The 24,321-nt window shown below is 71.8% G+C and carries 20 protein-coding genes; 11 read left to right on the forward strand and 9 right to left on the reverse strand.

Features of this window, described 5'->3' with window-relative positions:
• Positions 1 to 13: 13 nt before the first annotated feature.
• From ACZ4N5_RS15720 to ACZ4N5_RS15730, 3 genes are all read left to right on the forward strand, one after another.
• Entirely contained in the window at positions 14 to 283 is a 270-nt protein-coding gene (locus ACZ4N5_RS15720; protein ID WP_467757636.1) for a hypothetical protein, read from the forward strand.
• Positions 283 to 2,439, forward strand: a complete 2,157-nt coding sequence (gene malQ / locus ACZ4N5_RS15725) for a 4-alpha-glucanotransferase (protein ID WP_467757637.1) — start codon at positions 283 to 285, stop codon at positions 2,437 to 2,439. Before ACZ4N5_RS15720 ends, malQ begins: the two co-directional genes overlap by 1 nt.
• A 79-nt stretch (positions 2,440 to 2,518) precedes the next feature.
• Positions 2,519 to 2,758 carry a hypothetical protein gene (locus ACZ4N5_RS15730; protein ID WP_467757638.1) on the forward strand — a complete coding sequence of 80 codons (240 nt, stop codon included), beginning with the start codon at positions 2,519 to 2,521 and terminating at the stop codon, positions 2,756 to 2,758.
• A 178-nt stretch (positions 2,759 to 2,936) separates the two neighbouring features.
• Here ACZ4N5_RS15730 and ACZ4N5_RS15735 read toward each other — a convergent pair whose 3' ends face one another.
• Entirely contained in the window at positions 2,937 to 3,434 is a 498-nt protein-coding gene (locus ACZ4N5_RS15735) for a MarR family winged helix-turn-helix transcriptional regulator (RefSeq protein ID WP_261709050.1), read from the reverse strand.
• 167 nt (positions 3,435 to 3,601) lie between these two features.
• Between ACZ4N5_RS15735 and ACZ4N5_RS15740 the strand changes: the two genes are divergently transcribed.
• Positions 3,602 to 4,576, forward strand: a complete 975-nt coding sequence (locus ACZ4N5_RS15740; protein WP_467757639.1) for an EamA family transporter — start codon at positions 3,602 to 3,604, stop codon at positions 4,574 to 4,576.
• Positions 4,577 to 4,600: 24 nt separating this feature from the next.
• Here ACZ4N5_RS15740 and ACZ4N5_RS15745 read toward each other — a convergent pair whose 3' ends face one another.
• Positions 4,601 to 5,077, reverse strand: coding sequence for a DUF1203 domain-containing protein (locus tag ACZ4N5_RS15745; RefSeq protein WP_467757640.1), 477 nt, complete (start codon positions 5,075 to 5,077; stop codon positions 4,601 to 4,603).
• Positions 5,078 to 5,189: 112 nt separating this feature from the next.
• On the opposite strand from ACZ4N5_RS15745, the gene pepN reads away from it, so the two are divergent.
• Positions 5,190 to 7,778 (forward strand): aminopeptidase N, encoded by a 2,589-nt coding sequence (gene pepN, locus ACZ4N5_RS15750; protein ID WP_467757641.1) that lies wholly within the window; start codon positions 5,190 to 5,192, stop codon positions 7,776 to 7,778.
• A gap of 175 nt (positions 7,779 to 7,953) precedes the next feature.
• Here pepN and ACZ4N5_RS15755 read toward each other — a convergent pair whose 3' ends face one another.
• The 3 genes from ACZ4N5_RS15755 to ACZ4N5_RS15765 form a co-directional block, all read right to left on the reverse strand.
• Complete coding sequence (locus ACZ4N5_RS15755) at positions 7,954 to 8,730, reverse strand: SDR family NAD(P)-dependent oxidoreductase (protein ID WP_467757642.1); 777 nt, start codon at positions 8,728 to 8,730, stop codon at positions 7,954 to 7,956.
• Positions 8,731 to 8,846: 116 nt separating this feature from the next.
• A complete protein-coding gene (locus ACZ4N5_RS15760) occupies positions 8,847 to 10,376 on the reverse strand; it encodes an RNA polymerase subunit sigma-70 (RefSeq protein ID WP_467757643.1) in 1,530 nt (509 codons plus the stop codon).
• 190 nt (positions 10,377 to 10,566) lie between these two features.
• Positions 10,567 to 11,583, reverse strand: a complete 1,017-nt coding sequence (locus tag ACZ4N5_RS15765; RefSeq protein ID WP_467757644.1) for an aspartate-semialdehyde dehydrogenase — start codon at positions 11,581 to 11,583, stop codon at positions 10,567 to 10,569.
• A gap of 305 nt (positions 11,584 to 11,888) precedes the next feature.
• Between ACZ4N5_RS15765 and ACZ4N5_RS15770 the strand changes: the two genes are divergently transcribed.
• Positions 11,889 to 12,416 (forward strand): RNA polymerase sigma factor, encoded by a 528-nt coding sequence (locus ACZ4N5_RS15770; RefSeq protein WP_467757645.1) that lies wholly within the window; start codon positions 11,889 to 11,891, stop codon positions 12,414 to 12,416.
• A gap of 1 nt (position 12,417) precedes the next feature.
• Positions 12,418 to 13,233: a hypothetical protein gene (locus tag ACZ4N5_RS15775; RefSeq protein ID WP_467757646.1), complete on the forward strand. Its 816-nt coding sequence runs from the start codon at positions 12,418 to 12,420 to the stop codon at positions 13,231 to 13,233.
• Between the two features lie 173 nt (positions 13,234 to 13,406).
• Here ACZ4N5_RS15775 and ACZ4N5_RS15780 read toward each other — a convergent pair whose 3' ends face one another.
• Both ACZ4N5_RS15780 and ACZ4N5_RS15785 read right to left on the reverse strand, forming a co-directional pair.
• A complete protein-coding gene (locus ACZ4N5_RS15780; RefSeq protein WP_467757647.1) occupies positions 13,407 to 16,715 on the reverse strand; it encodes a S8 family serine peptidase in 3,309 nt (1,102 codons plus the stop codon).
• Between the two features lie 243 nt (positions 16,716 to 16,958).
• On the reverse strand, positions 16,959 to 17,567 hold the full coding sequence (locus tag ACZ4N5_RS15785; protein WP_467757648.1) for a CGNR zinc finger domain-containing protein: 609 nt from the start codon (positions 17,565 to 17,567) through the stop codon (positions 16,959 to 16,961).
• A 132-nt stretch (positions 17,568 to 17,699) separates the two neighbouring features.
• Between ACZ4N5_RS15785 and ACZ4N5_RS15790 the strand changes: the two genes are divergently transcribed.
• The 4 genes from ACZ4N5_RS15790 to ACZ4N5_RS15805 all read left to right on the forward strand — a co-directional run bounded on the left by ACZ4N5_RS15790 (position 17,700) and on the right by ACZ4N5_RS15805 (position 22,428).
• Positions 17,700 to 18,161 (forward strand): VOC family protein, encoded by a 462-nt coding sequence (locus ACZ4N5_RS15790; RefSeq protein ID WP_467757649.1) that lies wholly within the window; start codon positions 17,700 to 17,702, stop codon positions 18,159 to 18,161.
• A 15-nt stretch (positions 18,162 to 18,176) separates the two neighbouring features.
• Complete coding sequence (locus ACZ4N5_RS15795) at positions 18,177 to 19,148, forward strand: pyridoxamine 5'-phosphate oxidase family protein (RefSeq protein WP_467757650.1); 972 nt, start codon at positions 18,177 to 18,179, stop codon at positions 19,146 to 19,148.
• Between the two features lie 259 nt (positions 19,149 to 19,407).
• Positions 19,408 to 21,201, forward strand: a complete 1,794-nt coding sequence (locus ACZ4N5_RS15800; protein WP_467757651.1) for a TIGR03767 family metallophosphoesterase — start codon at positions 19,408 to 19,410, stop codon at positions 21,199 to 21,201.
• A gap of 90 nt (positions 21,202 to 21,291) precedes the next feature.
• The gene (locus ACZ4N5_RS15805) at positions 21,292 to 22,428 is read left to right on the forward strand and encodes a serine hydrolase domain-containing protein (RefSeq protein WP_467757652.1); all 1,137 of its coding nucleotides are present in this window, start codon (positions 21,292 to 21,294) and stop codon (positions 22,426 to 22,428) included.
• A gap of 55 nt (positions 22,429 to 22,483) precedes the next feature.
• Here the strand turns inward: ACZ4N5_RS15805 and ACZ4N5_RS15810 are convergent, their stop codons facing one another.
• Both ACZ4N5_RS15810 and ACZ4N5_RS15815 read right to left on the reverse strand, forming a co-directional pair.
• Complete coding sequence (locus tag ACZ4N5_RS15810; protein ID WP_467757653.1) at positions 22,484 to 23,050, reverse strand: isochorismatase family protein; 567 nt, start codon at positions 23,048 to 23,050, stop codon at positions 22,484 to 22,486.
• A gap of 181 nt (positions 23,051 to 23,231) precedes the next feature.
• Complete coding sequence (locus ACZ4N5_RS15815; protein ID WP_467757654.1) at positions 23,232 to 24,284, reverse strand: hypothetical protein; 1,053 nt, start codon at positions 24,282 to 24,284, stop codon at positions 23,232 to 23,234.
• Positions 24,285 to 24,321 lie beyond the last annotated feature (37 nt).

Raw genomic sequence — 24,321 nt, forward strand, 5'->3', positions numbered from 1 at the left:
CAAGGAGGCCCCTGTGGCCGCATCGGCACACCTTCTCCTCTCGGCCCTGTCCAAACGCGGAGCGGAGCCGTCCGTCCCCGGCCCCCGCGCGGGCCGGGCGTCCGCCGAGCCCGAGGGCGCCCGGATGTGTCTGCTCAGCTCGGAAGACGCCTGCTCCGAGGCGCCGCTGACCAGTGAGCCCCCGCTGCCCGACGCCGAGCCGCTGACCAGTGAGCCGCCGCTCGCGGACGCCGCGCATCTGACGAGCGAGCCCACCTCGACCGGCGCCGCGTCGGGGGTCTGATGGCACCCAGTGGGCCCGCCGACCCGCCGCGGACGGCATCGGAGCCGGCGCCGCGGACGCCCCTGTCCCGGCTCGCCGAACTGCACGGTGTCGCCCCCGCCTACAGCCCCTCCCCGGACCGCACGGTCGCGGCCCCGGACACCGCGCTCGTCGCGATCCTGGCGGCGCTCGGCGTCGACGCGAGCACCCCGGACGCCGTACACGCCGCCCTCGCGCTCCACGAGGCCGAGACGGCGCGGCGGCTGCTGCCGCCGACGCTGGTGTGCTGGGGCGGCCTCGTCCCCGCCGAACTCGCCGGACTGCCGGACGAGACCCGGCTGCGGATCACCACCGAACAGGGCGAGGCCCGAACCGATGCCGACCACCTCCCGCCCGGCGTCCACACACTGCACGCCACCGCCCCCGACGGCCGCACCGCCGACGCCCACCTCGTCGTCGCCCCCACCCGGCTGCCCGCGCCCCCCGGGCGCACGTACGGCCTGCTCGTCCAGCTCTACTCCCTGCTCTCCCGCCGCTCCTGGGGCATGGGCGACCTCGGAGACCTCGCCGAGCTGACCGCCTGGGCGGGGCGGGCGCTGGGCGCCGGATTCGTCCAGGTCAACCCGTTGCACGCGGCCGTGCCCGGCGACCCGACCGACCCCTCCCCGTACCGGCCCTCCTCCCGCCGCTTCCCCGACCCGGTGCACCTGCGCGTCGAGGACATCCCCGAGTATCCGTACGCCGAGGACCGCGACCTGCTGAGTACGGTGCTGGAGCGCGCCGAACAGTTGCGTGAATCCGTCCTGCGCAAGGGCGCGTTGATCGACCGCGACGCCGTGTGGGACCTCAAGCGGGCGGCGCTCGAATCGGTCCGCGCGGTGCCCCTCGGACCCGGCCGACAGGCCGCGTACGCCGACTTCCTCGCCGAGGAGGGCCAGGCGCTGGAGGACCACGCCACCTGGTGCGCGCTCGCCGAGGTGTACGGCTCCGACTGGCGGAACTGGCCCGAAGCCCTGCGCGACCCCCGCTCGTCCGGAACCGCCCGCGCACGGGGCGAACTGATGGACCGCGTCGACTTCCACAGCCGGCTCGCCTGGCTCACCGACGCCCAGCTCGCGCGCGCCCAGCGTTCCGCGCGCGACGCGGGCATGACCGTCGGGCTCGTGCACGACCTCGCCGTCGGTGTCCACCCCGACGGAGCCGACGCCTGGGCCCAGCAGGAGCACTTCGCGGCCGGCATGTCCGTCGGCGCGCCCCCGGACGCCTTCAACGCGCGCGGCCAGGACTGGGGGCTGCCGCCCTGGCGGCCCGACCGGCTCGCCGCCTCCGGATACGCCCCCTACCGCCGCCTGCTGCGCGCACTCCTGCGGCATGCGGGCGCCCTGCGCATCGACCACGTCATGGGCTTGTTCCGGCTCTGGTGGATCCCCGAGGGGCAGCCGCCCACGGAGGGCTCGTACGTCCGCTACGACGCCGAGGCGATGCTCGCGATCCTCGTACTGGAAGCCTCGCGGGCCGGAGCACTGGTGATCGGCGAGGACCTCGGCACCGTCGAACCCGGGGTGCGCGAGACGCTCCAGGAACGCGGGGTGCTGGGCACGTCGGTGATGTGGTTCGAACGCGACTGGGACGGTGACGGCCTGCCCCTGCCGCCCGACAGCTGGCGGGCCGACTGCCTGGCCACCGCCACCACCCACGACCTGCCGCCCACCGCGGCCCGGCTCACCGGAGAACACGTCGAACTCCGCGACCGGCTCGGCCTGTTGACCGGTTCCCTGGACGAGGAACGGGCGGCCGCCGCCGCGGACACCCGGGAGTGGCTGGCCCTGCTCTCCCGGCTCGGGCTGCTGCGCGGCGCGAACGGCGGGGCCCCCGCTTCGGCCGAGGAGGCCGAGATCCAGGCCGTGCACCGCTTCCTCCTGCGCACCCCCGCCCACCTGATCGGCGTCTGGCTCCCGGACGCGGTCGGCGACCGCCGCCCGCAGAACCTCCCCGGCACCTCGGACCAGTACCCCAACTGGCGCCTGCCCGTCGCCGACGCCGAGGGCCGCCCGGTGACCCTGGAGGAGCTGGCCGCCTCACCCCGGCTGCACGCCCTGATCGACGTGGTGCGGTCGGAGAGCGGCCGGGCCGGCGCACCCGGGAGCCCCCAGAGCCCCCCGCGCCGAGCCCCGTGACCTCCGTGCGGCACCCCCGGAACCTCCGTACGGCACCCCCGGGCGCGCGGCCCCGTCGGGTGTTCGCTACGTTTGCACCGTGGACAAGAAGAACGCTCTGCGCGCCGGTGCCCTGGCCGCCGGTACGACGCTGATGATGCTGCTCATGTCGTCCCCCGCGCTCGCGCTGACCCGCGACGACGGTGACGACCCCGGCTCCCACCTGAGCGTGGTCGAGACGCTCGGCCTCTATGTCGTGACGCCGATCGTGCTGTTCCTGATCATCGCCGGCCTCGTGATGGTCCTGGACAAGTCCCACAAGCAGCCGAAGCAGGGCTGACCCCCGCCCTTCGTACCAACTCTCCGCCGAGGGAGTCCCCGCACCACGTGTGCGCGGACTCCCTCGCCGCGTTTCACACGACTGCCCCGGGCCGCCGGTTCGTCCTGAGCCGTCTGTCGCTGCGCGCGGAGCCGGACCGGCTCCCGCAGCGGCCGTCGGCGCTCCGGAGGGGCTCCGACTAGGAGGTGGTGGCGGCCAGGAGCGGGCGCAGCAGGTCGGCCAGTTGGGCGGCCTGCCCGCTGTCGAGGGCCGAGAGCGCGGCCGTCTGGACGGCCAGCCCGGCCCCGACGGCCTCGTCGATCAGCCTCAAGCCCTCGTCGGTCAGGGTGACTTGGAGGCCGCGCCGGTCGTGCGGATCGGGGGATCGGCGGAGCAGCCCGGCGCGCTCCAGCTTGTCCAGACGCCCGGTCATCCCACCCGTGGTCAGCATGAGCGTGGCCGAGAGTTGGCGCGGGGGGAGTGTGTACGGGGCGTCCGAGCGCCGCAGTGTCGCCAGCACGTCGAACTCCCCGCGCGAGATCCCGTACCGCGCGTAGGCCTTCTCCATCCGGTCGCCCATGGTGCGCGAGAGCCGGAAGACGCGCCCGAAGACCTCCATCGCCGCGGTGTCGAGGTCCGGCCGGACGGCGGCCCACTGCTCGATGATCGCGTCGACGGGGTCCTTGGGGGTGCTCATGGGGGCGAGTATCCGCCGCGTCGCAGGTCGGTCGCAAGAAAGCAGCTCGGAAGCAAGTGGGTCGCCGGGAAGCGGGTCACCAGAAAGCGGCTTGAACATAAGTAGCTTAGGGGTAAGCTACTTATTGCTGACCTACTTTGTTCGGCCTCCTCGAAACCGGGTGTCCCGTGGACGCGAAACGACCCGCCCTCATAGCCCTCACCGCGCTCGCCCCCATCTCCTGGGGCAGCACCTATGCCGTCACCACCGAGTTCCTCCCGCCCGACCGGCCGCTGTTCACGGCCCTGCTGCGCGCCCTGCCCGCCGGGCTGCTGCTCCTCGCGCTCGCACGCGTGCTGCCGCGCGGCGTGTGGTGGGGGAAGGCGGCCGTGCTGGGCGCGCTGAACATCGGCGCGTTCTTCCCGCTGCTGTTCCTCTCCGCGTACCGACTGCCCGGCGGAATGGCGGCCGTGGTCGGGTCGACCGGTCCACTCTTCGTGGCGGGCCTCTCGGCGGCGCTGCTCGGCGACCGGCCGACCCTCCGGACGCTCCTCACCGGTATCACCGCGGCCCTCGGCGTCAGCCTCGTCGTCCTGAAGGCGGCGGGCGCCCTCGACCTCGTGGGCGTTCTCGCGGCGCTCGCCTCCACCGCGTCGATGTCCACCGGCACGGTGCTCACCAAACGGTGGGGGCGGCCGGACGGAGTCGGTCCGCTGGCGCTGACGGCTTGGCAGTTGACCGCCGGAGGGCTGCTGATCGCGCCGGTCGCCCTCGTGGTCGAGGGCGGGCCGCCCCCACTGGACGGCCGGGCGATCGGCGGCTACCTGTACCTCGCGCTGGCGAACACGGCGGTCGCGTACTGGCTGTGGTTCCGGGGCATCGGCCGGCTCACCGCCACACAGGTGACGTTCCTCGGCCCGCTCTCGCCGTTGACCGCGGCGGTCATCGGCTGGGCGGCGCTTGGGCAGGCGCTGACGCCGGTGCAGTCGGCGGGCATGACGCTGGCGTTCGGGGCGACCGTGTTCGGCCAGCTGAGAGCGCGCACGAGCGCCGTCGGCCCCGCCCCGACCGCCGTCGGCCCCGCCCCGACCGCCGTCGACTCCGGCCCGGCTGTCGTCGGCCCTGGCCCGGCCGTCGGCCCCACCCCCGTCGCCAGTGGCTGAACAGCGATACCCGGGCCGCGGCCCCTAGCCCCGCCGCACCTCGTACAGGAAGCAGCCGTACTCCACCGCCCGTACGTGGACCAGTGCCACCTCCGGGTCGGTGAACGCTGCGGTGAAGGCCTCGTCGAACGTGGCCGGCTTTTCGACCAGTTGTCCGCCCAGGATGTGTCCCTCGGCCGAGTAGCGGCGGACCGTGCGGTGGGCGTTCGTGAAGGGGAGGGCGTCGGTGGCCGGGCCCGCGCAGGTGTCCGCGTGGATGAAGACCGGGCCCTGCTCGTCGTACGCGCCCGGTTCGGCGCCGGTCTCGGCGGCCCAGCGGCGCAGAGGGGCGTAGGAGACCAGGGCGATGCGCTCGCCGGGCTCACTGCGGCGCAGGCAGCAGCGCAGCGGCGCGCCGCCCTCCTCGTCGGTCTGCGGGGCGAGCCGACGGCCCGCGTCGTCGGCGTCGCGGAGCTCCTCCAGGACGGCCGGGCCGATGGGGTGTGCGGTGTACGTCGTCATACGTCCAGGCTCGTGCCCCCGACAGCCCGGCGCCGGCGGTAAACGGACATCGCGTTCCGTGTGGGTCCCGTGGAAGGATGGCGCAACCCACACATAACGAGGAGATGACCGCGTGCCTGGCACAAACCTGACCCGCGAAGAGGCGCAGCAGCGGGCGAAGCTGCTCACCGTTGACTCGTACGAGGTCGATCTCGACCTCTCCGGCGCGCAGGAGGGCGGCACCTACCGGTCCGTGACCACGGTGCGCTTCGACTCCGCCGAGACCGGCGCGGAGTCGTTCATCGACCTGGTGGCCCCGACCGTCCACGAAGTCACTCTCAACGGCGACCCGCTCGATGCGGCCGAGGTCTTCAAGGACTCGCGGATCGCGCTTCCCGGGCTCCTGGAGGGGCGCAACGTCGTCCGCGTCGTGGCCGACTGCGCCTACACCAACACCGGTGAGGGCCTGCACCGGTTCGTCGACCCCGTCGACCAGCAGGCCTACCTCTACACCCAGTTCGAGGTACCGGACGCACGCCGTGTCTTCGCGTCCTTCGAGCAGCCCGACCTGAAGGCCACCTTCCAGTTCACCGTGAAGGCGCCCTCCGGCTGGACCGTCATCTCCAACTCGCCGACCCCGGAGCCCAAGGACGACGTCTGGGTCTTCGAGCCGACGCCGCGGATCTCGACGTACATCACCGCGCTGATCGTCGGCCCGTACCACTCCGTGCACAGCGTGTACGAGAAGGACGGGCAGTCCGTGCCGCTCGGCATCTACTGTCGTCCCTCGCTCGCCGAGTTCCTCGACTCGGACGCGATCTTCGAGGTCACGCGGCAGGGCTTCGACTGGTTCCAGGAGAAGTTCGACTACGCGTACCCGTTCAAGAAGTACGACCAGCTCTTCGTGCCCGAGTTCAACGCGGGCGCGATGGAGAACGCGGGCGCGGTCACCATCCGCGACCAGTACGTCTTCCGCTCCAAGGTCACCGACGCCGCGTACGAGCTGCGCGCCGAGACGATCCTGCACGAGCTGGCCCACATGTGGTTCGGCGACCTCGTGACGATGGAGTGGTGGAACGACCTCTGGCTGAACGAGTCGTTCGCCACCTACACCTCCATCGCCTGCCAGGCCTACCACCCCGACAGCCGGTGGCCGCACTCCTGGACCACGTTCGCCAACTCCATGAAGACGTGGGCGTACCGGCAGGACCAGCTGCCCTCCACGCACCCGATCATGGCCGAGATCCGCGACCTGGACGACGTGCTCGTCAACTTCGACGGCATCACGTACGCCAAGGGCGCCTCCGTCCTCAAGCAGCTTGTCGCCTACGTCGGCATGGACGAGTTCTTCAGCGGCGTCCAGGCCTACTTCAAGGCCCACGCCTTCGGGAACACCCAGCTGTCCGACCTGCTCGGCGCCCTGGAGCAGACCTCCGGACGCGACCTCGGGACCTGGTCGCAGAAGTGGCTCCAGACCGCCGGGATCAACGTCCTGCGCCCGGAGATCGAGACCGACGCCGACGGTGTCATCACCTCCTTCGCCATCCGTCAGGAGGCCCCGGCCCTGCCCGCCGGCGCCCAGGGCGAGCCGACGCTGCGCCCGCACCGCATCGCGGTCGGCCTCTACGACCTCGACGGCGCCGAGGGCGGCAGCGGCAAGCTGGTCCGCGACGAGCGCATCGAGCTGGACGTCGACGGGGAACTGACCGCCGTTCCGCAGCTCGTCGGCAGGCGTCGCCCCGACGTGATCCTGCTCAACGACGACGACCTGTCGTACGCCAAGGTCCGCCTCGACGAGGACTCGCTGGCCTTCGTCACCGAGCACCTCGGCGACTTCGAGTCCTCCCTCCCGCGCGCCCTGTGCTGGGCCTCGGCCTGGGACATGACCCGCGACGCCGAGCTCGCCACCCGCGACTACCTGGCTCTGGTGCTGTCCGGCATCGGCAAGGAGTCCGACATCGGGGTCGTGCAGTCGCTGCACCGGCAGGTGAAGCTCGCGATCGAGCTGTACGCCGACCCGACCGCCCGCGAGGCGCTGCTGACCCGCTGGACGGACGCGACGCTCGCCCATCTGCACGCGGCCGAGGCCGGCGGCGACCACCAGCTGGCCTGGGCGCGCGCCTTCGCGGCGACCGCGCGCACGCCGGAGCAGCTGGACCTCCTGGAGGCGCTGCTCGAAGGCCGCGAGACCATTGAGGGCCTCGCCGTCGACACCGAGCTGCGCTGGGCGTTCGTGCAGCGGCTCGCGGCCGTCGGACGCTTCGACGACGCGGAGATCGCCGCCGAGTACGAGCGTGACAAGACGGCCGCCGGCGAGCGCCACGCGGCCACCGCCCGGGCGGCCCGTCCCACCGAGGAGGCGAAGGCGGAGGCGTGGGCCTCGGTCGTCGAGTCCGACAAGCTCCCGAACGCCGTGCAGGAAGCGGTCATCGCGGGCTTCGTCCAGACCGACCAGCGTGAGCTGCTCGCCCCGTACACGGACAAGTTCTTCACCGTGGTCAAGGAGATCTGGGACGCCCGTTCGCACGAGATCGCGCAGCAGATCGCGACCGGTCTCTACCCGGGCATCCAGGTCGCCGAGGAGACCCTCGCCAAGACGGACGAGTGGCTGCTCTCGGCCGAGCCCAACGCCGCCCTGCGACGACTCGTCTCCGAGTCCCGCTCGGGCGTCGAGCGAGCCCTGAAGGCCCAGGCGGCGGACGCGCAGGCGGCCACCTCCTAGTCCCCTCACCAGTAGGCGCACACCTGGGCGCCGGCATGCCATGTCGGCGCCCAGGACGGCGGGCGGGACACCGATTCGGTGTCCCGCCCGCCGTCGTATGCCGTGGGAGTGCCCTCGGGCAGGCCCGGCGTCGCGAAGCGGCCCCGCTGCGGGCGCCCGTGGCGGCGGCGCGGGCTCAGTGGGGGACCATCCCGCCCGTGACGTTGACGAACGTGCCGGTGATGCCGCCCGCCAGGTCGGAGGCGAGGAAGGCGGCGGTGCCGGCGATCTCGGCCAGGGTGGGGTTGCGGCGGGTCATGCGCATCCCCGCGAGGTTCGCGAGCAGCCCCTGGAGTGCCGCTTCGTCGAGGTCCATGGCGCTGTCGACCGCGAGGAGCTTCTCCCGGGTCAGCGTCTCGGGCACCCCGGCCGCCCACAGACCCACGACCCGCAGTCCGCGCGGCCCCAGCTCCGCCGCCAGGTTCCGCACCAGCGTGTCGATCGCCGCGTCCGCGGGTCCGGTGCCGCCCATCATCGGACTGCCGTGCGCGGAGCCGCTGTTGAGCGTGAGCACCACGCCGGAGCCCGCCTCGGCCATGCGCCGGGCTGCGGCGCGGGCGGTGATGAACGTGGTGCGGATGCCGGTCTCGACGGGTCGTACGAAGTCCTCGACCGCCATGTCGACCAGGAGGACGCCCTGCACATCGCCGCGTGTGACGAGGTTGAAGGAGATGTCGACGGCGTCCAGCGAGCCGATGTGCGCGTCGACCGCCGTCTCGTCCAGGGCGTCGAGCACCGCGGTCTCGGCGTGCCCGCCCGCCGCCGCGATGTCCTTCGCCACCGCGTCCAGCGTCTCGGCCGTACGCCCCACCAGGTGCACGCGAGCACCCTCACGGGCGAAGGTGCGGGCCACGGCACCGCCGATGGATCCGCCGGCGCCGTAGACGACGGCGGTCTTGTCGGTGAGCAGCATGATGATCTCCTGAGGTGTTCGCCGTGCGAGTCGGTCGTACGAGTCGGTCGTACGTGTCGCTCATGCAGACGTACGCCACCTCCCGCATTCATCGGTCGGCGTCCGGCGCGGGCCGCTCACCTGTCGGCAGGAAGGCGCAGCGGCAGTCCGAACGCCGGGAACAGGTGGGGCTCGAAGGAGGTGATCTCCACGATGCGGTCGCCCTCGATGCGCAGTACGTCGAGGACCTGGGCGCGGTACACCGTCGTACCCGGGCGTCGCACATAGCCTCCGGCCGCGAGCCCGCCGTTGGCGCGGGCGGGAAGGTGGCGCCAGTGGCCGAGGAACAGCGGGGACGCGGGGTCGAGGCTGATCCGCAGGAACTCGGTGATCGCGGCGCGGCCGACGAACCAGAACGGGTTCGGCGGCATGGTCAGCCTGACGTCCTCGCTGAGCAGGTCGGTGAACGCGTCGAGGTCGAGACGTTCCGCGGCGGCCATGTAACGCCCGAGGATCGCGCGCTCGTGGTCGTCCGCCTCGGCGGTCCACTCGGTGCGGCGGGCGGGCAGCCGGTCGCGCAGGGTGGGCCGGGCCCGCTGCAGGGCGCTGTTGACCGAGGCCACCGTCATCTCCAGGGCCTCGGCGGTCTCGGCGGCGGACAACCCGAGAACGTCGCGCAGGACCAGGACGGCGCGCTGGCGGGCCGGCAGATGCTGGATGGCGGCCAGGAAGACCAGTTCCAGGGTCTCCCGGGAGACGGCACGGGCGTCCGGCTGCTCCTCGGCCGAGGGCAGGTCCTCGTCGGGGTACGGCTGGAGCCAGGTGATGCGGGCCGGGGGCTCGGCCGTGCCGTGGTTCATGCCGGGCACCGGCTCGTAACGCCGGGGGCGGCGGGCGGTGCGCCGCTGGAAGTCCAGACAGGTGTTGGTGGCGATCCGGTACAGCCAGGTCCGCAGGCTCGCCCGCCCCGCGTAGCCCTCCCGCGCCCGCCAGGCCCGCAGGAACGTCTCCTGGACGAGGTCCTCCGCGTCGTCGTACGAGCCCGACATGCGATAGCAGTGCACGCGCAGCTCACGCCGGTACGGCTCGACGAGCGCGGCGAAGTCGCCTTCACCGAGAGAACCGTGCGCCTCGGAGCGCCGCGCCACGGAGTCGTCGGTCGCGGGTTCGTCGGTCGCGGGTTCGTGGGTCATGGAGCCGGGCGTCACGGACCCGTACGTCACGGAGTCGTGCGTGACGGAATCCTGCGCGGGGGATGGGCTCTGGTCGGCGGAGGCGCGCGGGACGGCGGTGCGCGATACGGCGGAGTCCCTCGTGGTCGCTTCATCGGCCGCGGCGGAGTCCACGGTGGCCGCTTCGCCGACGGAAGCCGGTGCGCCGGGGGCTTTCGTCACGGCGGCCCGCGTGACGGAATCGTCTCTCGCGGTGTCCCGGGCGACCCGGGCGATGCGGCGGAGCCGTCCGACCGAGGAGGCCAGTTCGCTCACGCCGGAGTAGAAGACGGACGGCGGCAGCGGCACCAGCGCCTCGACCTGCCGCCCGACCTCCTCGATCAGTCCGCGCACGGTGTCGGCCGGTGCCGTCCGGCGGTCCCGGTACGCCTTCTGCCGGCAGGCCGCGGAGCAGTACACCGAGGTCCGCCCGGTGCGCCCGGCCCGCTCGGGCAAGGTTTTTCCGCAACTCGGGCACACGGCATCGACGACCACGGGGACCTCCGGGCTTCCGTCATGCGGGTACGACGTGACGGTATCCGTTGGGTCGCCCGAGGCGCCGCGGAAGCGCCGCACCCGTGGAATCCGGAGGGGGCGGGGCACCGGCCGGTGCCCCGCCCCCTCGGACGCGCGGTGGATCCGGGTGTCAGCCCTTGAGCTCGGCCGCCACCAGCTCCGCGATCTGGACCGCGTTCAGCGCGGCGCCCTTGCGGAGGTTGTCGTTGGAGACGAAGAGCGCGAGGCCGTGCTCGGCGGTCTCGTCCTGCCGGATGCGGCCGACGTACGACGCGTCCTTGCCGGCGGCCTGGAGGGGGTTCGGGATGTCGGAGAGGACGACACCCGGGGCGCCCGCGAGCAGCTCGGTGGCGCGCTCGGCGGAGAGCGGGCGCGCGAAGCGGGCGTTCACCTGGAGGGAGTGTCCGGAGAAGACCGGGACACGGACGCAGGTGCCGGAGACCTTGAGGGCCGGGATCTCCAGGATCTTGCGGGACTCGTTGCGGAGCTTCTGCTCCTCGTCGGTCTCGTTCAGACCGTCCTCGACGATCGAACCCGCGAGGGGGAGCACGTTGAAGGCGATGGGGCGCTTGTAGACCTGCGGCTCGGGGAAGTCGACCGCCTCGCCGTCGTGGGTCAGCTTGTCGGCGTCGCCGACGACCTTCAGGGCCTGGCCGTGCAGCTCCGCCACGCCGGCGACGCCGGAGCCGGACACCGCCTGGTAGGTGGCGACGACCAGCGCCTCCAGGCCCGCCTCGTCGTGCAGCGGCTTCAGGACCGGCATCGCGGCCATCGTCGTGCAGTTCGGGTTGGCGATGATGCCCTTGGGGCGGTCGGCGATCGCGTGCGGGTTCACCTCGGAGACGACGAGGGGGACCTCGGGGTCCTTGCGCCAGGCGGAGGAGTTGTCGATCACGACCGCGCCCTGGGAGGCGACCTTCTCGGCCAGTGCCTTGGAGGTGGCGCCGCCCGCCGAGAACAGCACGATGTCCAGGCCCGAGTAGTCCGCCGTGGAAGCGTCCTCCACCGTGACCCCGTCGACGACCGTCCCGGCCGAACGGGCCGAGGCGAACAGACGCAGTTCCTCGACCGGGAAGTCCCGCTCGACGAGGATTCTGCGCATGGCTGTGCCGACCATCCCGGTGGCTCCGACGATTCCGACCCTCACGGCGACTCCCTTGACGTGCGTTCTACGTGGTCCAGCGCTTCCATCATGCGTCTGACCGGGGCCCGCGTGTCCAATCCTTTCGTCGCGCGGCTCACAGCGTGGGACGCGGCCGGGCACGCGGCGGAGCCCGATCCTGCGGCGCCCGGGCGTCCGGGTACGAAGAAATCGCCCGGCGACGGAGGGGAACCGCAAGCCGTACGGTGTGGGCGCCGTGATGGATTCGGGCCCGGTGTGACGTACGACTCGAAGCGGGCCGAACGTTTTGGCCCGCACCGGCGTCGTAGAGGGGACGCGGGAGGGGAGGGGTGGCTGTGCTGCGCAGAAAGCCACGTCGGGGGCCGGGGGCGGACGATCCCCTGGACGCGGCGCAGGAACGCCGGGTGCGGGCGGTGCTCGCGCTCGGCGGCGTACCGCAGGCGGACCTGCCGGACGGGGTACAGCAGGTCCGGCTGCGGTTGCTGGAGCGTGCCGCCAAAGGGGACGAGGCGCCGCGCGATGTGTCGGCCTGGGCGGCGGTCGTCGCCTCGAACCTCGCGATGGACTGGCACCGGGCCAAACGCCGGCAGGAGCGGCTGGGTGAGCGCCTCGCCTCGCTGCGGCAGTTCGAGCAGCCCTCCGACGAGGAGGCCAGTGTGCTCTCGCTGGCCGTCGCCCGGGGCCTGGACGAACTGCCCGACGCCCAGCGCCAGGTCCTCGTCCTGCGGTTCTACGCCGACCTGCCCGTGCGTGACATCGCCGACGAGCTCGGCATACCCGAGGGCACGGTCAAGAGCAGGTTGCACACGGCGGTCCGCGCGCTGCGCGCCCGCCTGCACGAGGACGAGGTGGTGTGACGTGGCCGAGTACGAAGGTGTGGACGCGCTGTTGGCCGCGATCACGGACGAGGCGCTGCCCGAAGGCGCCCGCTACGACGTCCTGTTCATGGCCGAGCACCAGTCGGCCGCCGCGGACGTGGACGTGCTTCGGGAGCAGTTGGTCATCATCGGCGACGCGCTCGCGGGCTCCGGGAAGGCGGGCGAGTCGGCCGGTGCGTCCCAGACGTCCCAGACTTCCCAGAAGTCCAAGAAGCTCCAGAGGTTCAAGAAGTCCGGGAAACACCAGCAGGCCCAGGGGGCACGGGCGGCGTCCGGGGGCGGGCGTCCGGGGGGCGTCCCGAAGAAGCGCTCCTGGAATCCGGGCGCCCTCGCCGTCGGCACCCTGGCGGCGGCCGCGGTGGCCACGCTGGTCGTCGGAATGGGCTGGCTGGTCGCGCACGGCGGGGGCGGAGCGGACGTCACGAGCTCTGCCGACTCCAAGGCGCGCCGTCCCGGCGAGAGCTCGCTCAGCGCCCCCGGTTACATCGCCTGCTCCCGGCTCATCGCGGAGGGCAAGGTCACCGAGGTGCTCCCGGTCCCCGGCACCACCCGGAACCGGATCACCCTCGACGTGTACCACTACTACAAGCCGGCCAAGGGCGAGAAGGAGGTCACCTTCCTGACGGACGAGGACATCGCCCCACGGCCGCACCGGGGCGACGAGGTGCTGGTCGCCATCCAGCAGCACGCCACGGCGCCGGACGTCTGGATCACGGGGGAGAAGAACATCGCCCGCGACCGGTCCTGGATCGTCGAGGCGCTGCCCGAGTCCCAGGGCATGAAGTGCGGACAGTAACCCGCGGACAGTAACCCGCGGGCGGTGACGCGCGGGCGGTGACGCGCGGCAACGGCCGGGCGGCACGCGAAAGAGACGGCACGCGAAAGAGACCGCACGCGAAAGGGCGGGCGTCCGCTTCCGGACGCCCGCCCCGTGCCCCTGGGCCGCTCGCGCGGCCGCGGGTCACACCGTTACGGCGTGACCTTCTCGATCTTCACGCTGCCGAGGCCCGCGACCGTGCCGCGCGCGTTCACCAGCTGGACCTGACCGAAGAACTCGCGTCCCTCGGGCGCCGCCGCGGCGGCGGTGACCGAGCCGGACACCGTGGCCGAGGCGCCGGTGGCGAGCTTCACCGAGGCGGAGTCGTCGACCGAGACCGTGCCGAGCGCGGTCGAGAAGAACACGTCCCGGTAGTCGTACGCGGTCGAACCCGACGGGACCGAGTAGCCCGCGACCTCGATGGTGTACGTCCCGGCGGCGGGGTTGGCGATGGAGACCGCCTCCTCCGAGTCGCCGTCCGCGGACTGCCCGACGACGCTCCCGGCGGCGTTCTTCACCGTCAGGTCGAGGTCGGCGGCGTTGTCCGAGACATTGCCGATGGCCACGTCGAGCGACGCGGCGCCCGCGGGCACCTCGACGGTCGTGGTCTGCGTCGCGCCCTCGGTGATGGTCGGCCGCGCGTTCTTCGAGGAACCGAGCGGACCGCCCTTCAGCTTGCCGTCGAGCGCGGCGAAGTTGTTCGTCACCTTCCAGGAGGCGGTGGCCGGGGTACCGACCTTGGCCTCGGGGACGGTCACGACGGCCGGGTCGAAGGCCGCGCCGAGCACGGCGACATCGAGCTTGTACGGGTTGTCGAGCAGCGGCGACGTACGGCGCGCCTCGACCTCGATCTCCCAGACGCCGGGCTGCGGGTCCGCGTACGAACGCACGTCGGGCTTGCAGCCGTTGCCGTCGAGGTAGTTGTTGTAGCAGTACGGGGTGCTGGTGTTGTCGACCGGAACGCCGTACGGGTGGATCGCGATGAACCGGGTCTGGCTCTTGTCCTTCAGCCCGCCGATCGCGACCTCCAGGGACTTGGCGCCCTCGGGGACCGTGACGAAGTACGACGCGGTGCTGTTGCGCTGCACCGAACTCGACGCGGCGTAGGTGTACTTGAGGGGAGCCGAGACCACGACGGTCGACAGGATCTGCTTGTCGACGCCCTCGGTCCGCGGGTCGTCGACCTCGAGGATCGCGCTCTTGAGGCCGGCCGACTTCGGCGCGGCCTGGACCTTGACGGTCACGGGCTGGTTCAGCGGGAGCTTCACCTCGTCCGAGCCGACGATCCGGAAGGTGTCGGAGGCGTTGTTCTCGAAGTACAGCTCGTGCCGGATCGGCCGGTCCTCGCCCGACGTACGCGTGACGGTGATGTCGTACGTCTTGCGCTCGCCCGCCTTGAGACCGCCCTCGCGGTCGTACAGGCCGGTGCCGAAGCCCGGTGTCTTCAGCGCGTAGTCGATCGCGGTGTCGACCGGTGCCTTCACGGTGTAGTCGTGGGCGGTGGCGCCGTCCTTGATGGCGTCCCAGGCGTCACCGATGTTGATGAGGCCCGCACCCTCCTCGTACGCCTGAACGCCCTTGATGTGGTCGGCGGTCGACGTGAGCGCGGTGCGCAGGCCGGCCGGGCTGAGGGCGATGCCCTTCTGCTTCGCCGCGCTCAGCAGCAGCGCCGAGGCGCCCGCTGCCTGCGGGGACGCCATCGAGGTGCCCTGGAGCATCGAGTAGCCGGCCGGAAGGGTGTAGCCCGCCTCGGCGACCGGGGATCCCGGCATCCAGGTCTGGGTGGAGTTGATGGAGGCGCCGGGCGCGCTCAGTGTCGGCGTGAAGCCGCCGTCCTCACGCGGGCCGCGCGAGGAGAAGGGCAGCATCGCGTACTTCTTCTCCACCTGGGAGCCGTAGTTGGCGGCCCAGGTCTCCTTGGAGATGGTCGCGCCGACCGAGATGACCTTGTCGGCCAGGCCCGGGTCACCGATGGTGTTCGCGCCGGGGCCGGAGTTGCCCGCGGAGATCACCAGCTGGACGCCGTAGGTGTCGATGAGGCGCGTGTAGAGCTCGGAGCGCGCGTTGTTGCCGTCGTTGAGCGCGGGCAGACCGCCGATGGACATGTTGACGATGTCCACGCCACGGTTGGCGACGAGGTCGATCATGCCCTCGGTGAGCGCGACGTTGGTGCAGCCGCCGGTCCAGGTGCAGGCGCGCGAGGAGACGATCTTCGCGCCGGGCGCTGCACCGTTCATCTTGCCGCCGAACAGGCCGTTCGCGGCGGTGATGCCGGCGACGTGGGTGCCGTGCTCGGCCTCGATGACGCCGATGTTGACGAAGTCGGCCTTCTTGCCGATCCAGGACCCGCCGTACGGGTCCATCGGCACGTCCTTGCGGATCTCGACGACGAACGGCTGCCGCTCGACGACGTCCGTCGCCGGGTTGTCGGTACCGAAGTAGCCGATCTGGAAGCCGTCCTTGTACGGCTTCATCGGCTTGTCGTCGGTGAAGTCGTTGTTGTTGTTCAGGTCGACGGTGACCGTGCCGGCCGCCGGGTCGTAGAGCACGCCCCACGCGTCGGTGGTGTCACCGTCGCGGTTCGCGTCGCCGGCGGCGTCGCCGCCCGCCGTCGCCGACTCCCGGAACGTGCTGATCTCGTACGAACCCGCGGGCGCCGTCCACGTCTTGCCGCTGTACGTGAAGGTGGGCCCGGCCACGGGGGTGATCACCGGGCGCCAGGTCGCGTCGCTGTCGAGGATCGGGTCGGTCGAGGTGACCCAATCGACGATCTTGCGCTCGCCGGTGGTGGTCTTCTGCAGCGCGGGGTGGCCCAGGTCGACACCGGAGTCCAGGATGCCGATGGTCACGCCCCGGCCGTCCGCCTTCGGGTGATCCTTGACGAAGTCGACGGCACCCGTCTCGAAGGACGGGTTGTACGGGTTCTCGGCGGGGGTGTTCTTGCCGGGGCCCGCGTAAGTGGCGGCCGTGGAGGCGTTGTCGCCCCTCTTGGCGGTGTCGGCGCTCGGCGTCGGGTCGTCCAGCGCGATCTCCTGGCGCAGGTCGATCCCGTGCACCGAGGGAAGCTTCGCGGCGGCTGCGATGGCCGAGTCCGCCCTGCTCGTCGGGACGGTGGCCCGGACGTAGCCGAGCTTGTCGTAACTGCGGCCCACCGAGCCGCCCTTGACCGCGTCCAGCTCCTTGGCGACCTGCTCGGTCTGGCCGGGAGCCGTCGCGATCATCATGGTGACGTTCTTGTCGCCGTTGGCCTTGGCCTCGGCCAGGAGGTCGGCGTCGGTCGAACCGAGCTTGGCGGCGGCGGACTTGGTGCCCGGGTCGGCCGTGGGCGCGCCCGTGTCCGAGGAGAAGGCCATTGGTATCGGCCCGGCCGCGGAGAACGCGGCCACCAGGCCCGCGGCCACGGCCAGGCGGGCCACGCGTCTCGCGCCCGATATCGGGGCGCGCTGAGGGTCGGAGGTCATCTGCATCCCTTGTCGGTAAAGGAACGAGCGTGGAACGGCCGGTTCCGACGGTCGTTGTGGACCGGTCGCGTCAGTCCGGTATGTGAACCCGGATGACCGCTCAGCTTTACCCAAGGGGCAGTTGTTTGGGGAGAGTTGACCGAGTCGGGATGGACGCATGGCGTACTTCCGCCATGCGTCATGCCGGTGATGATCCACTATGAGTGGATATCTCGGACGACTCGGATGTCTCTCTTTGTCGATTCAGCTCTCTTTTGTGCGCGCGTAGTGGCGGGACGCTTTCGCGCGGTTACCGCAGGCCGCCATCGAGCACCAGCGGCGGGTGCCGTTCCGTGAGGTGTCGAAGAAGTGCAGGATGCACGCGTCGTGGGCGCAGCGGCGGATGCGGTCCGGGGCGGTGTCCAGCAGCTCCAGGTAGTTGCGCGCGGCGAGCCAGGCCGGCCCCCAGGAGGGATCGTCGAACTCGGGTGTCCCGCCCGGCCCTTGGGTGGTCAGCGTCAGCCGGACACGTCCGTGCGCGAGCACGGCGTCGACGCGGGCGGCGGCTTCCGCCGCGATTCGGGGGCCGACGCGCTCCGGCCCGTCGCCGTCGGCGGTCCCGCCCGGCCCGTCGTCGTCCTGTCCATGGGACGCGTCGATCACGGCGCGCAGGGCGTCGCGGGTTTCGAGCGTGTGGCGCAGGACGGTGTCGTCGGCCGGGAAGTCGAGCCGGTTGTCCGCCAGCCACACCGCGAGGCCCTCGGTGTCGGTCAGCAGGTCCCGCACCACTCCCTCGTGGATCCAGCGCGTGTTGAGCAGGTCGAGCGAGACCGGCTCGCCGGTGAGGGGGCGGGGGTCGGGACGGGTGGACATGGGTGGGTCTCCCTTCGCTGCTAACCGCTCAAGAGTAGGTCACTGGTTGACGCTGTCGATTCTAACCCTTAATGTCGATGACAGGGGTTAGCCCTGCTGTGGGGGCGGCCGACGAACAGAAAAGGGACTGCCATGACGCTGCGCACCGGTCACATCGGCCTGAACGTCACGGACCTCGACCGCTCGCTCGCCTTCTACCGCGACGTCCTGGGCTTCGGGGTGCTCGGCGAGGGCAAGGAGGGCGACGAAGGGGAGCGGCGGTACGCGTTCCTCGGCTCCCTGTCCGGGGACGGCCGCCCGGTGCTCACGCTCTGGCAGCAGGCGAGCGCCGGGTACGACGCCGGCCTGGCGGGCCTGCACCACCTCGCCCTCGAAGTCGACTCCGTCGAGCAGGTCAGGGAGTACGAGGCGGCCCTGCGCGCCTACGGCGTGATGTTCGCGTACGAGGGCGTGGTCGCCCACCGCGAGGGCGCGGCCTCGGGCGGCATCTTCTTCCACGACCCGGACGGCACCCGTCTGGAGATCTTCGCGGCGAGCGGCGCCGAGGAGGCACCGGTACCGAACGCGTCCGCGCCGACCTGCGGTTTCTTCTAGTACCAGGGAGCGGTCATGACGTATCACTCGGGCTCACGGACGATCCAGGACCGCGTCGGCGTCCGCGACCTCGCCGATCACGTGGGCCGGGCCATCGGCGAGGGTATCCGCCCCGTGGCCGCCGCCTTCCTCGAACTGCAGCCGATGCTGGTCGTCGGCGCGGCGGCCCCGGAGAGCGGGGCGGGAGCGGGCGGCGGTGCCTCGGGGAGGGGCGGGGAGACCGGGGTGGAGCCCGGGAGGGGTACCGACTCCGAGGGCGGCGCGGCCCCGGGCGGCGGTGACGTGTGGGCCTCGCTGCTCACCGGGAGGCCCGGATTCGTGCGCGCCACCGGGCCCCGGCAGGTCTCCGTCGCGGGCGGACTCCCCGCCGGTGATCCGCTCACGGCCGCGCTCGCCACCCCGGGCACTCCCGTCGGCACCATCGCACTCGATCCGCGCACCCGTCGCCGTATGCGCCTGAACGGCCGGGTCCGGCCGACCCCGCGCGGCTTCGCGGTCGAGGCCGATCAGGTCTTCGCCAACTGCCCCAAGTACCTCCAGAAGAGGGAGACGTACGAGACAGTGGCCGACCGTACGGCGGGCGTTCCCCGGCACGGCAGGGAACTCACGCCGTCCCAGCGGCAGTTCGTCGAGGCCGCCGACACCTTCTTCCTCGCCACGGTCCACGCGCACGGCGCCGACGCGAGCCATCGCGGCGGCAACCCCGGCTTCGTGCACGTCGATACGGCCGACGAACTGAGCTGGCGCGACTACCCCGGAAACTCGATGTTCCCGACCCTCGGCAACCTCGCGGCCGACCCGCGCGCCGGTCTGCTCTTCCTGGACTGGACATCGGGAGCGGTGCTCCAGCTGACCGGCACGGCCCGCACGGAGTTCACCCCCGACGGCGAACGGACCGTCCGGTTCACCCTCACCGAAGCCGTCGAGACACCCGGCGCCAGCCCCCTGCGCTGGTCCGCGCCCGCGTACTCACCGGCAAATCCGTGAACGGGCGGGCGGCGGCCCCGGAATCACCTCCCCTACCCCGCAAGATGAACACGGAGTGACCGCCCACCGGCTGTTCGGACAGGACTCCATGGACGTCCAGGGCGCGCCAAGATCGACGTACGGTGATCGGCGCTGCCCGTTGCGGCCCAGTTAACGCGCAGGTCATCCCCAGTGCCAACGATCCAGTATGAGCGGGGAGTTCGCGAGTCGAGCGCCCCGCGGCCACTGCCGACGCATTCGCACTCGGGGAGACCGCGCCATGCCGCGCATACGCTCTGTCGCCACCGTACCCGCCCTCGACCGCCGCACCCTGCTGGCCGCCACCGGAGCGGTGTCCCTCTCCGCGGGGATCGGTCTCGCCCTTCGCCCGGAGTCCCCGGCGCACGGCGCGACACCGGGGCAGTCGCCCGTCGCCGACTCCGTCGCCCACGCCACGGAGCAGTCGGCCGCGGTCGGTCGGAAGACACCGGCCGGGCTCGCCCCGTACACCCGGGGCACGACACTGAGCAGCGTCGCCGCTCCGCACTTCAACGTCCCCGGGACCACCGGGTACCGCCGGCTCGGGAGCGGCGCCGGCTGGAAGCGGGTCGTGCGCGACGAACTGGCCGCGGGCAAGACGGGCCGCGCGGACCGGCGCACCGCGCTCGCCGCGTTCGTACAGCTCACCGACCTGCATCTGACCGACGTCCAGCACCCGATGCGGGTGGAGTATCTGCGCTCCGGGAAAAGGAACGCCTGGCGCCCGCAGGAGGCGCTGACCGTCGCGGGCGCGGTCTCGCTGGTCGAGCGCGTCAACTCCCTTCACGGAGCCCCCGTCACCGGCTCTCCGCTGCACTTCGTCATGACGACCGGGGACAACACCGACAACAACTCCAAGACGGAACTGGACTGGTTCCTGAAGGTCATGAGCGGTGGCCGCATCAGCCCGAACAGCGGTGATCCGCGGCACTACGAAGGAGTCCAGGCCAGCGGCCTGAAGACGTACTGGCAGCCCGACGCCGCCCTGCGCGACGCCGACAAGCAGGTCGGCTTCCCGCACATCAAGGGCTTCCTGGAGGCCGCGATCCGCGAGCTGCGCAGCCCCGGCCTGAGCCTGCCCTGGTACTCCACCGTCGGCAACCACGACGCTCTCCCGCTCGGCGTCTACGGATCGCGCGGCGACTCGTACCTCACCGAGTTCGCCGTCGGCGGCAAGAAGCTGATGTCACTGGGCTCGGCGGAGAGCAACGCGCTCCTCGCGTCCATCAAGTACGCCCGCAGTCCGAAGGGCGCCGAGTTCCACAGCCTGCTCAAGGCGCACGCCCGGCAGATGCGCTCGGTCACGCCCGACGAGCGGCGTGCTCCGTTCACGCCCGCCGAGTACATCAAGGCGCACCTCGACCCGGCGCACACCGGACCGGGCCCGATCGGTCACGGCTACTCCTCCGCGAACCTCTCCGCGGGCACCCAGTACTACACGTTCCGCATCGCCGAGGACGTCATCGGCGTCAGCCTGGACACCACCGACCCCGGCGGTCATTTCGAGGGCTCGATCGGCACGGCGCAGCTGCGCTGGCTGGAGAAGACGCTGCGCGAGAACAAGGACTCGTACGTCGTCGTCTTCAGCCATCACACCAGCAAGACGATGCGCAACACCCAGGCCGACCCGGCCCACGCGGCCGAGAAGCGGCACGGCGGGGACGAGGTCGTCGCCCTCCTTGCCAAATTCAGCAACACCCTGGCCTGGGTGAACGGTCACACCCACGAGAACGAGATCATTCCGCACGCCGCCCCCGGCAACCGCTCCTTCTGGGAGATCTCCACCGCCTCCCACGTCGACTTCCCCCAACTCGCCCGTGTCATCGAGCTGGTGGACAACAAGGACGGCACGCTCTCGCTGTTCACCACCCTCATCGAGTCCGCCGCCCCGCACGCCACGGACTTCTCCGACCTCACCCAGACGGGCCTCGCGGCGCTCTACCGTGAGCTCTCCTTCAACGCGCCCGACTCCCGCACCGACCTGGCGGGCACCTCGCGTGACCGCAACACCGAGCTGATCCTGAAGAAGGGCTGAAAACGGCTCAACCCGCACGGTTCGGGCAACCCGCCGGTGTGCCCTCGTGTCCGTCCCGTTGACCAAGTCCGTCAGTGAGATGGGGAAGACATGAGGGTACGTACGGGACTGGTGGGGGCGACCGCCGTGGCGGTCGCGGTGACGTTGGCGGGACCCGCGGCGGCGGCGCCCGCGAGGGGCGACCACTCACCGACCCGGCAGGCCATGGAGGCGGCCGTGCAGGGCGGTGTGCCGGGTGCGACGGCGACGGCCGTGGACCGGCACGGCGCATGGTCCGCCACGGCGGGCGTGGGCGACCTGCGGACCGGCGCACCGCGCTCCACGGCCGACCACTACCGCGTCGGCAGCATCACCAAGACCTTCATCTCCACCGTCCTGCTCCAACTGGAGTCGGAGGGAAGGCTGTCACTGGACGACACGGTGGACACCTGGCTGCCCGGCGTCGTGCGGGGCAACGGCAACGACGGCACCAGGATCACCGTCCGCCAGCTCCTCAACCACACCAGCGGGATCTTCAACTACACGACCGACGACGACTTCATCGGCACCCACTTCCTCAAGGACGGATTCCTCCGGCACCGTTACGACACGGTGACCCCCGAGCAGATCCTCGCCGTCGCCCTGTCCCACAAGCCGGACTTCGCACCGGGCACGTCCTGGAACTACTCGAACACGAACTACGTCCTGGCCGGCATGGTGATCGAGAAGGTCACCGGCCACTCCTACGCCTCGCAGATCCGCGACCGGATCGTCAAACCCCTCGGCCTGCACGCCACTTCGGTCCCCGGCACCAGGGTGACGGTTCCGCGGCCCAGCGGCAGGGCGTACTCCAAGCTGGCCACGACCACGACGGGACCGACGTACGACGTCACCACGCTGAACCCCTCCATGGCGTCCTCCGCGGGGGAGATGATCTCCGACAGCGCCGACCTGAACCGCTTCTACACGGCCCTCCTGCGGGGCAGGCTCCTCCCGCGCAAGCAGCTCACGGAGATGCGGACGACGGTCGGGATCGACGGCGTCCCGGACATGCGCTACGGCCTCGGCCTCCTGGAGCAGAAGCTGAGTTGCGGCGTCCAGGTCTGGGGCCACGACGGCGGCATCCACGGCTCGTCCTCCGTGGCCGTCACCACGGCGGACGGCCGCCACTCCCTCGCCTTCAACTTCAACGGCGACTGGACGGGGGACAGCGAGGCGGTGGTCGAGGCGGAGTTCTGCGGGAAGTAGCCGGCCCCCTCGATCCGGCCCCGGCCCCGCTCCCGCCGTCCACGGCCGGCCGCTTCTAGTCCGCGGCTCTCGTCGCGAAGCTCACCTTCGCCGTCTCGACGGTGTCCCCGCGCCGGCCGGGCGCGCTCTGCCACTTCCAGTACAGGTTGGTGTGGGCGACGACCTCGGCCGGGGTGGGGGCGCCGTACGCGGTGAGGTCCTCCGTGGTGTGGGCGTCGCCGACCAGGGTGACGTCGTACCCGCGGGTGAACGCGCCGTGGAGGGTGGAGCGGACGCAGGCGTCGGTCTGGGCGCCGGTGACCAGAACATGGCCGACGGCGCGCTCGGCGAGCAGGTCCTCCAGGTCGGTGGCCTCGAAGGAGTCGCCGTAGTTCTTGTGGACGACGGGCTCCGCGTCCTGGCGGACCAGCTCCGGCACGTACTGCCAGGACTCGCTGCCCCGCTTCATGTGGTCGTCGGAGTGCTGCACCCAGATCACCGGCACCGCCTCGGCGCGGGCCCTGGCGACGAGCGTGTCGATGTTCGCGATCACACGGGCGAGGTCGTGGGCGCCGTCCACCGCGCCGTGCTGCATGTCGATCACCAGCAGCGCCGTGTTCGGGCGATCGGGCAGGGTCGTCATCAGGGTCTCCTGTCTCTCGTCTGTCTCACGGCCGCTCGTCACGGCAGCCGCGTCCGGCCATGGATCCTCTGCTCGCCCACACTAGATCGGGGCACTGACAACGCCACCGGAACGCGGGAAGGGGCCCTCGAGAACATCTCGTGGGCCCCTCCCTCCCCTCCGGGCGCCGCCCGGTCCGTCACTACCGGGGCAGTACAACGACATACGCGGCCGGATCGCGGTCGTTCGAGGCCATCAGCGCCGTGCGCACGACCGTGGCCTGCTGCTCCATCGCGTCCCGGAGCCGCCGCGGGGTGATGTGGACGACGGTGATGCCCAGCCGCTCCAGGTACTCGCGCTTGCGGGCGTACTCGGACCGCACGGCGTCCGCGTCCTGGCACGGGGTACGGGTCTCCAGTTCGACCGCCACCGCGTGCTCGGGCCAGTACGCGTCCAGACCGCCCAGGTGCGGGCCGCCGGGCAGCCGCAGGTCGACGTTCCAGACCGGGTCCGGCAGCCCGTGTTCGAAGACCATCCGGTACAGACGGTTCTCCGCGATCGCCCTGCCCTCCGCCACCAGCGAGTCCACGGCGCCCACCACGTGCGGGCGGTCGAGCAGCCGGGCCGCCGTCAACTCCTCCACGACCGAGCGCGGTTCGCAGTGGCCGCGGCGCACCGCCTCCGTCAGCAGCCCGCGCACGGCCTCCGCGTCGGTCAGCTCCGCCACCGCGTCGGCCAGCGCGCGGGGGACAGGGGCGACCGGGACCCCGGCCACGAACGAGGGGGAGGGCAGCGCGGTCGTGCGCACGATGCGGACGCAGCCGGTCGAGCGCAGCCGGCGGAGCCGGGGGACCAGTACGTCGATCGTGTCGAGGGAGTCCAGCGGCGGTCCGGAGGTGAAGCCGTGCAGGGCCAGCGCCGCCAGGCCGGTGACCAGCGCGTCCGCGGGGGGCCGGGTGGTGCGAGGTTCGTCGGAGACCGGCTGGGCGGGGATGTGGGCCGCCGCGCGGGCGGCGGGGGTGCGGGCGGCGTAGAGCAGCGCCGCGTGCAGTCGTTCCTCGGGGGTGGGCGGGCCGGGACGCAGGAGGAAGACGCCGGGAAGGATCCGTTGCCAGGGCCCGCCGGGCCGGCACCGCTCGTTGGCGTCCGCGGTGGTCACGCCGCGGCCGCGCAGCTGGGCGGTGGTCACGACCCGGTGCCGCACGGGGGACGAGTGGCGGAAGGGGTGGGGGGAGAGCGGGGTGCTGGGGTTCATGAACCCGGGATTCCCGCCCGGGTGCCGCTCTCTAACC

The sequence above is a fragment of the Streptomyces sp. NPDC026500 genome (genome assembly GCF_055567635.1).

Bases quoted from the DNA above. Each gene is read 5' to 3' on its own strand.
- ACZ4N5_RS15745 (WP_467757640.1), bottom strand. From the start codon at position 5,077: ATGACGACGTACACCGCACACCCCATCGGCCCGGCCGTCCTGGAGGAG.
- ACZ4N5_RS15805 (WP_467757652.1), top strand. From the start codon at position 21,292: ATGAGGGTACGTACGGGACTGGTGGGGGCGACCGCCGTGGCGGTCGCG.
- ACZ4N5_RS15795 (WP_467757650.1), top strand. From the start codon at position 18,177: ATGACGTATCACTCGGGCTCACGGACGATCCAGGACCGCGTCGGCGTC.
- ACZ4N5_RS15810 (WP_467757653.1), bottom strand. From the start codon at position 23,050: ATGACGACCCTGCCCGATCGCCCGAACACGGCGCTGCTGGTGATCGAC.
- ACZ4N5_RS15780 (WP_467757647.1), bottom strand. From the start codon at position 16,715: ATGACCTCCGACCCTCAGCGCGCCCCGATATCGGGCGCGAGACGCGTG.
- ACZ4N5_RS15815 (WP_467757654.1), bottom strand. From the start codon at position 24,284: ATGAACCCCAGCACCCCGCTCTCCCCCCACCCCTTCCGCCACTCGTCC.
- ACZ4N5_RS15735 (WP_261709050.1), bottom strand. From the start codon at position 3,434: ATGAGCACCCCCAAGGACCCCGTCGACGCGATCATCGAGCAGTGGGCC.
- malQ (WP_467757637.1), top strand. From the start codon at position 283: ATGGCACCCAGTGGGCCCGCCGACCCGCCGCGGACGGCATCGGAGCCG.
- ACZ4N5_RS15800 (WP_467757651.1), top strand. From the start codon at position 19,408: ATGCCGCGCATACGCTCTGTCGCCACCGTACCCGCCCTCGACCGCCGC.
- ACZ4N5_RS15790 (WP_467757649.1), top strand. From the start codon at position 17,700: ATGACGCTGCGCACCGGTCACATCGGCCTGAACGTCACGGACCTCGAC.
- ACZ4N5_RS15755 (WP_467757642.1), bottom strand. From the start codon at position 8,730: ATGCTGCTCACCGACAAGACCGCCGTCGTCTACGGCGCCGGCGGATCC.
- ACZ4N5_RS15785 (WP_467757648.1), bottom strand. From the start codon at position 17,567: ATGTCCACCCGTCCCGACCCCCGCCCCCTCACCGGCGAGCCGGTCTCG.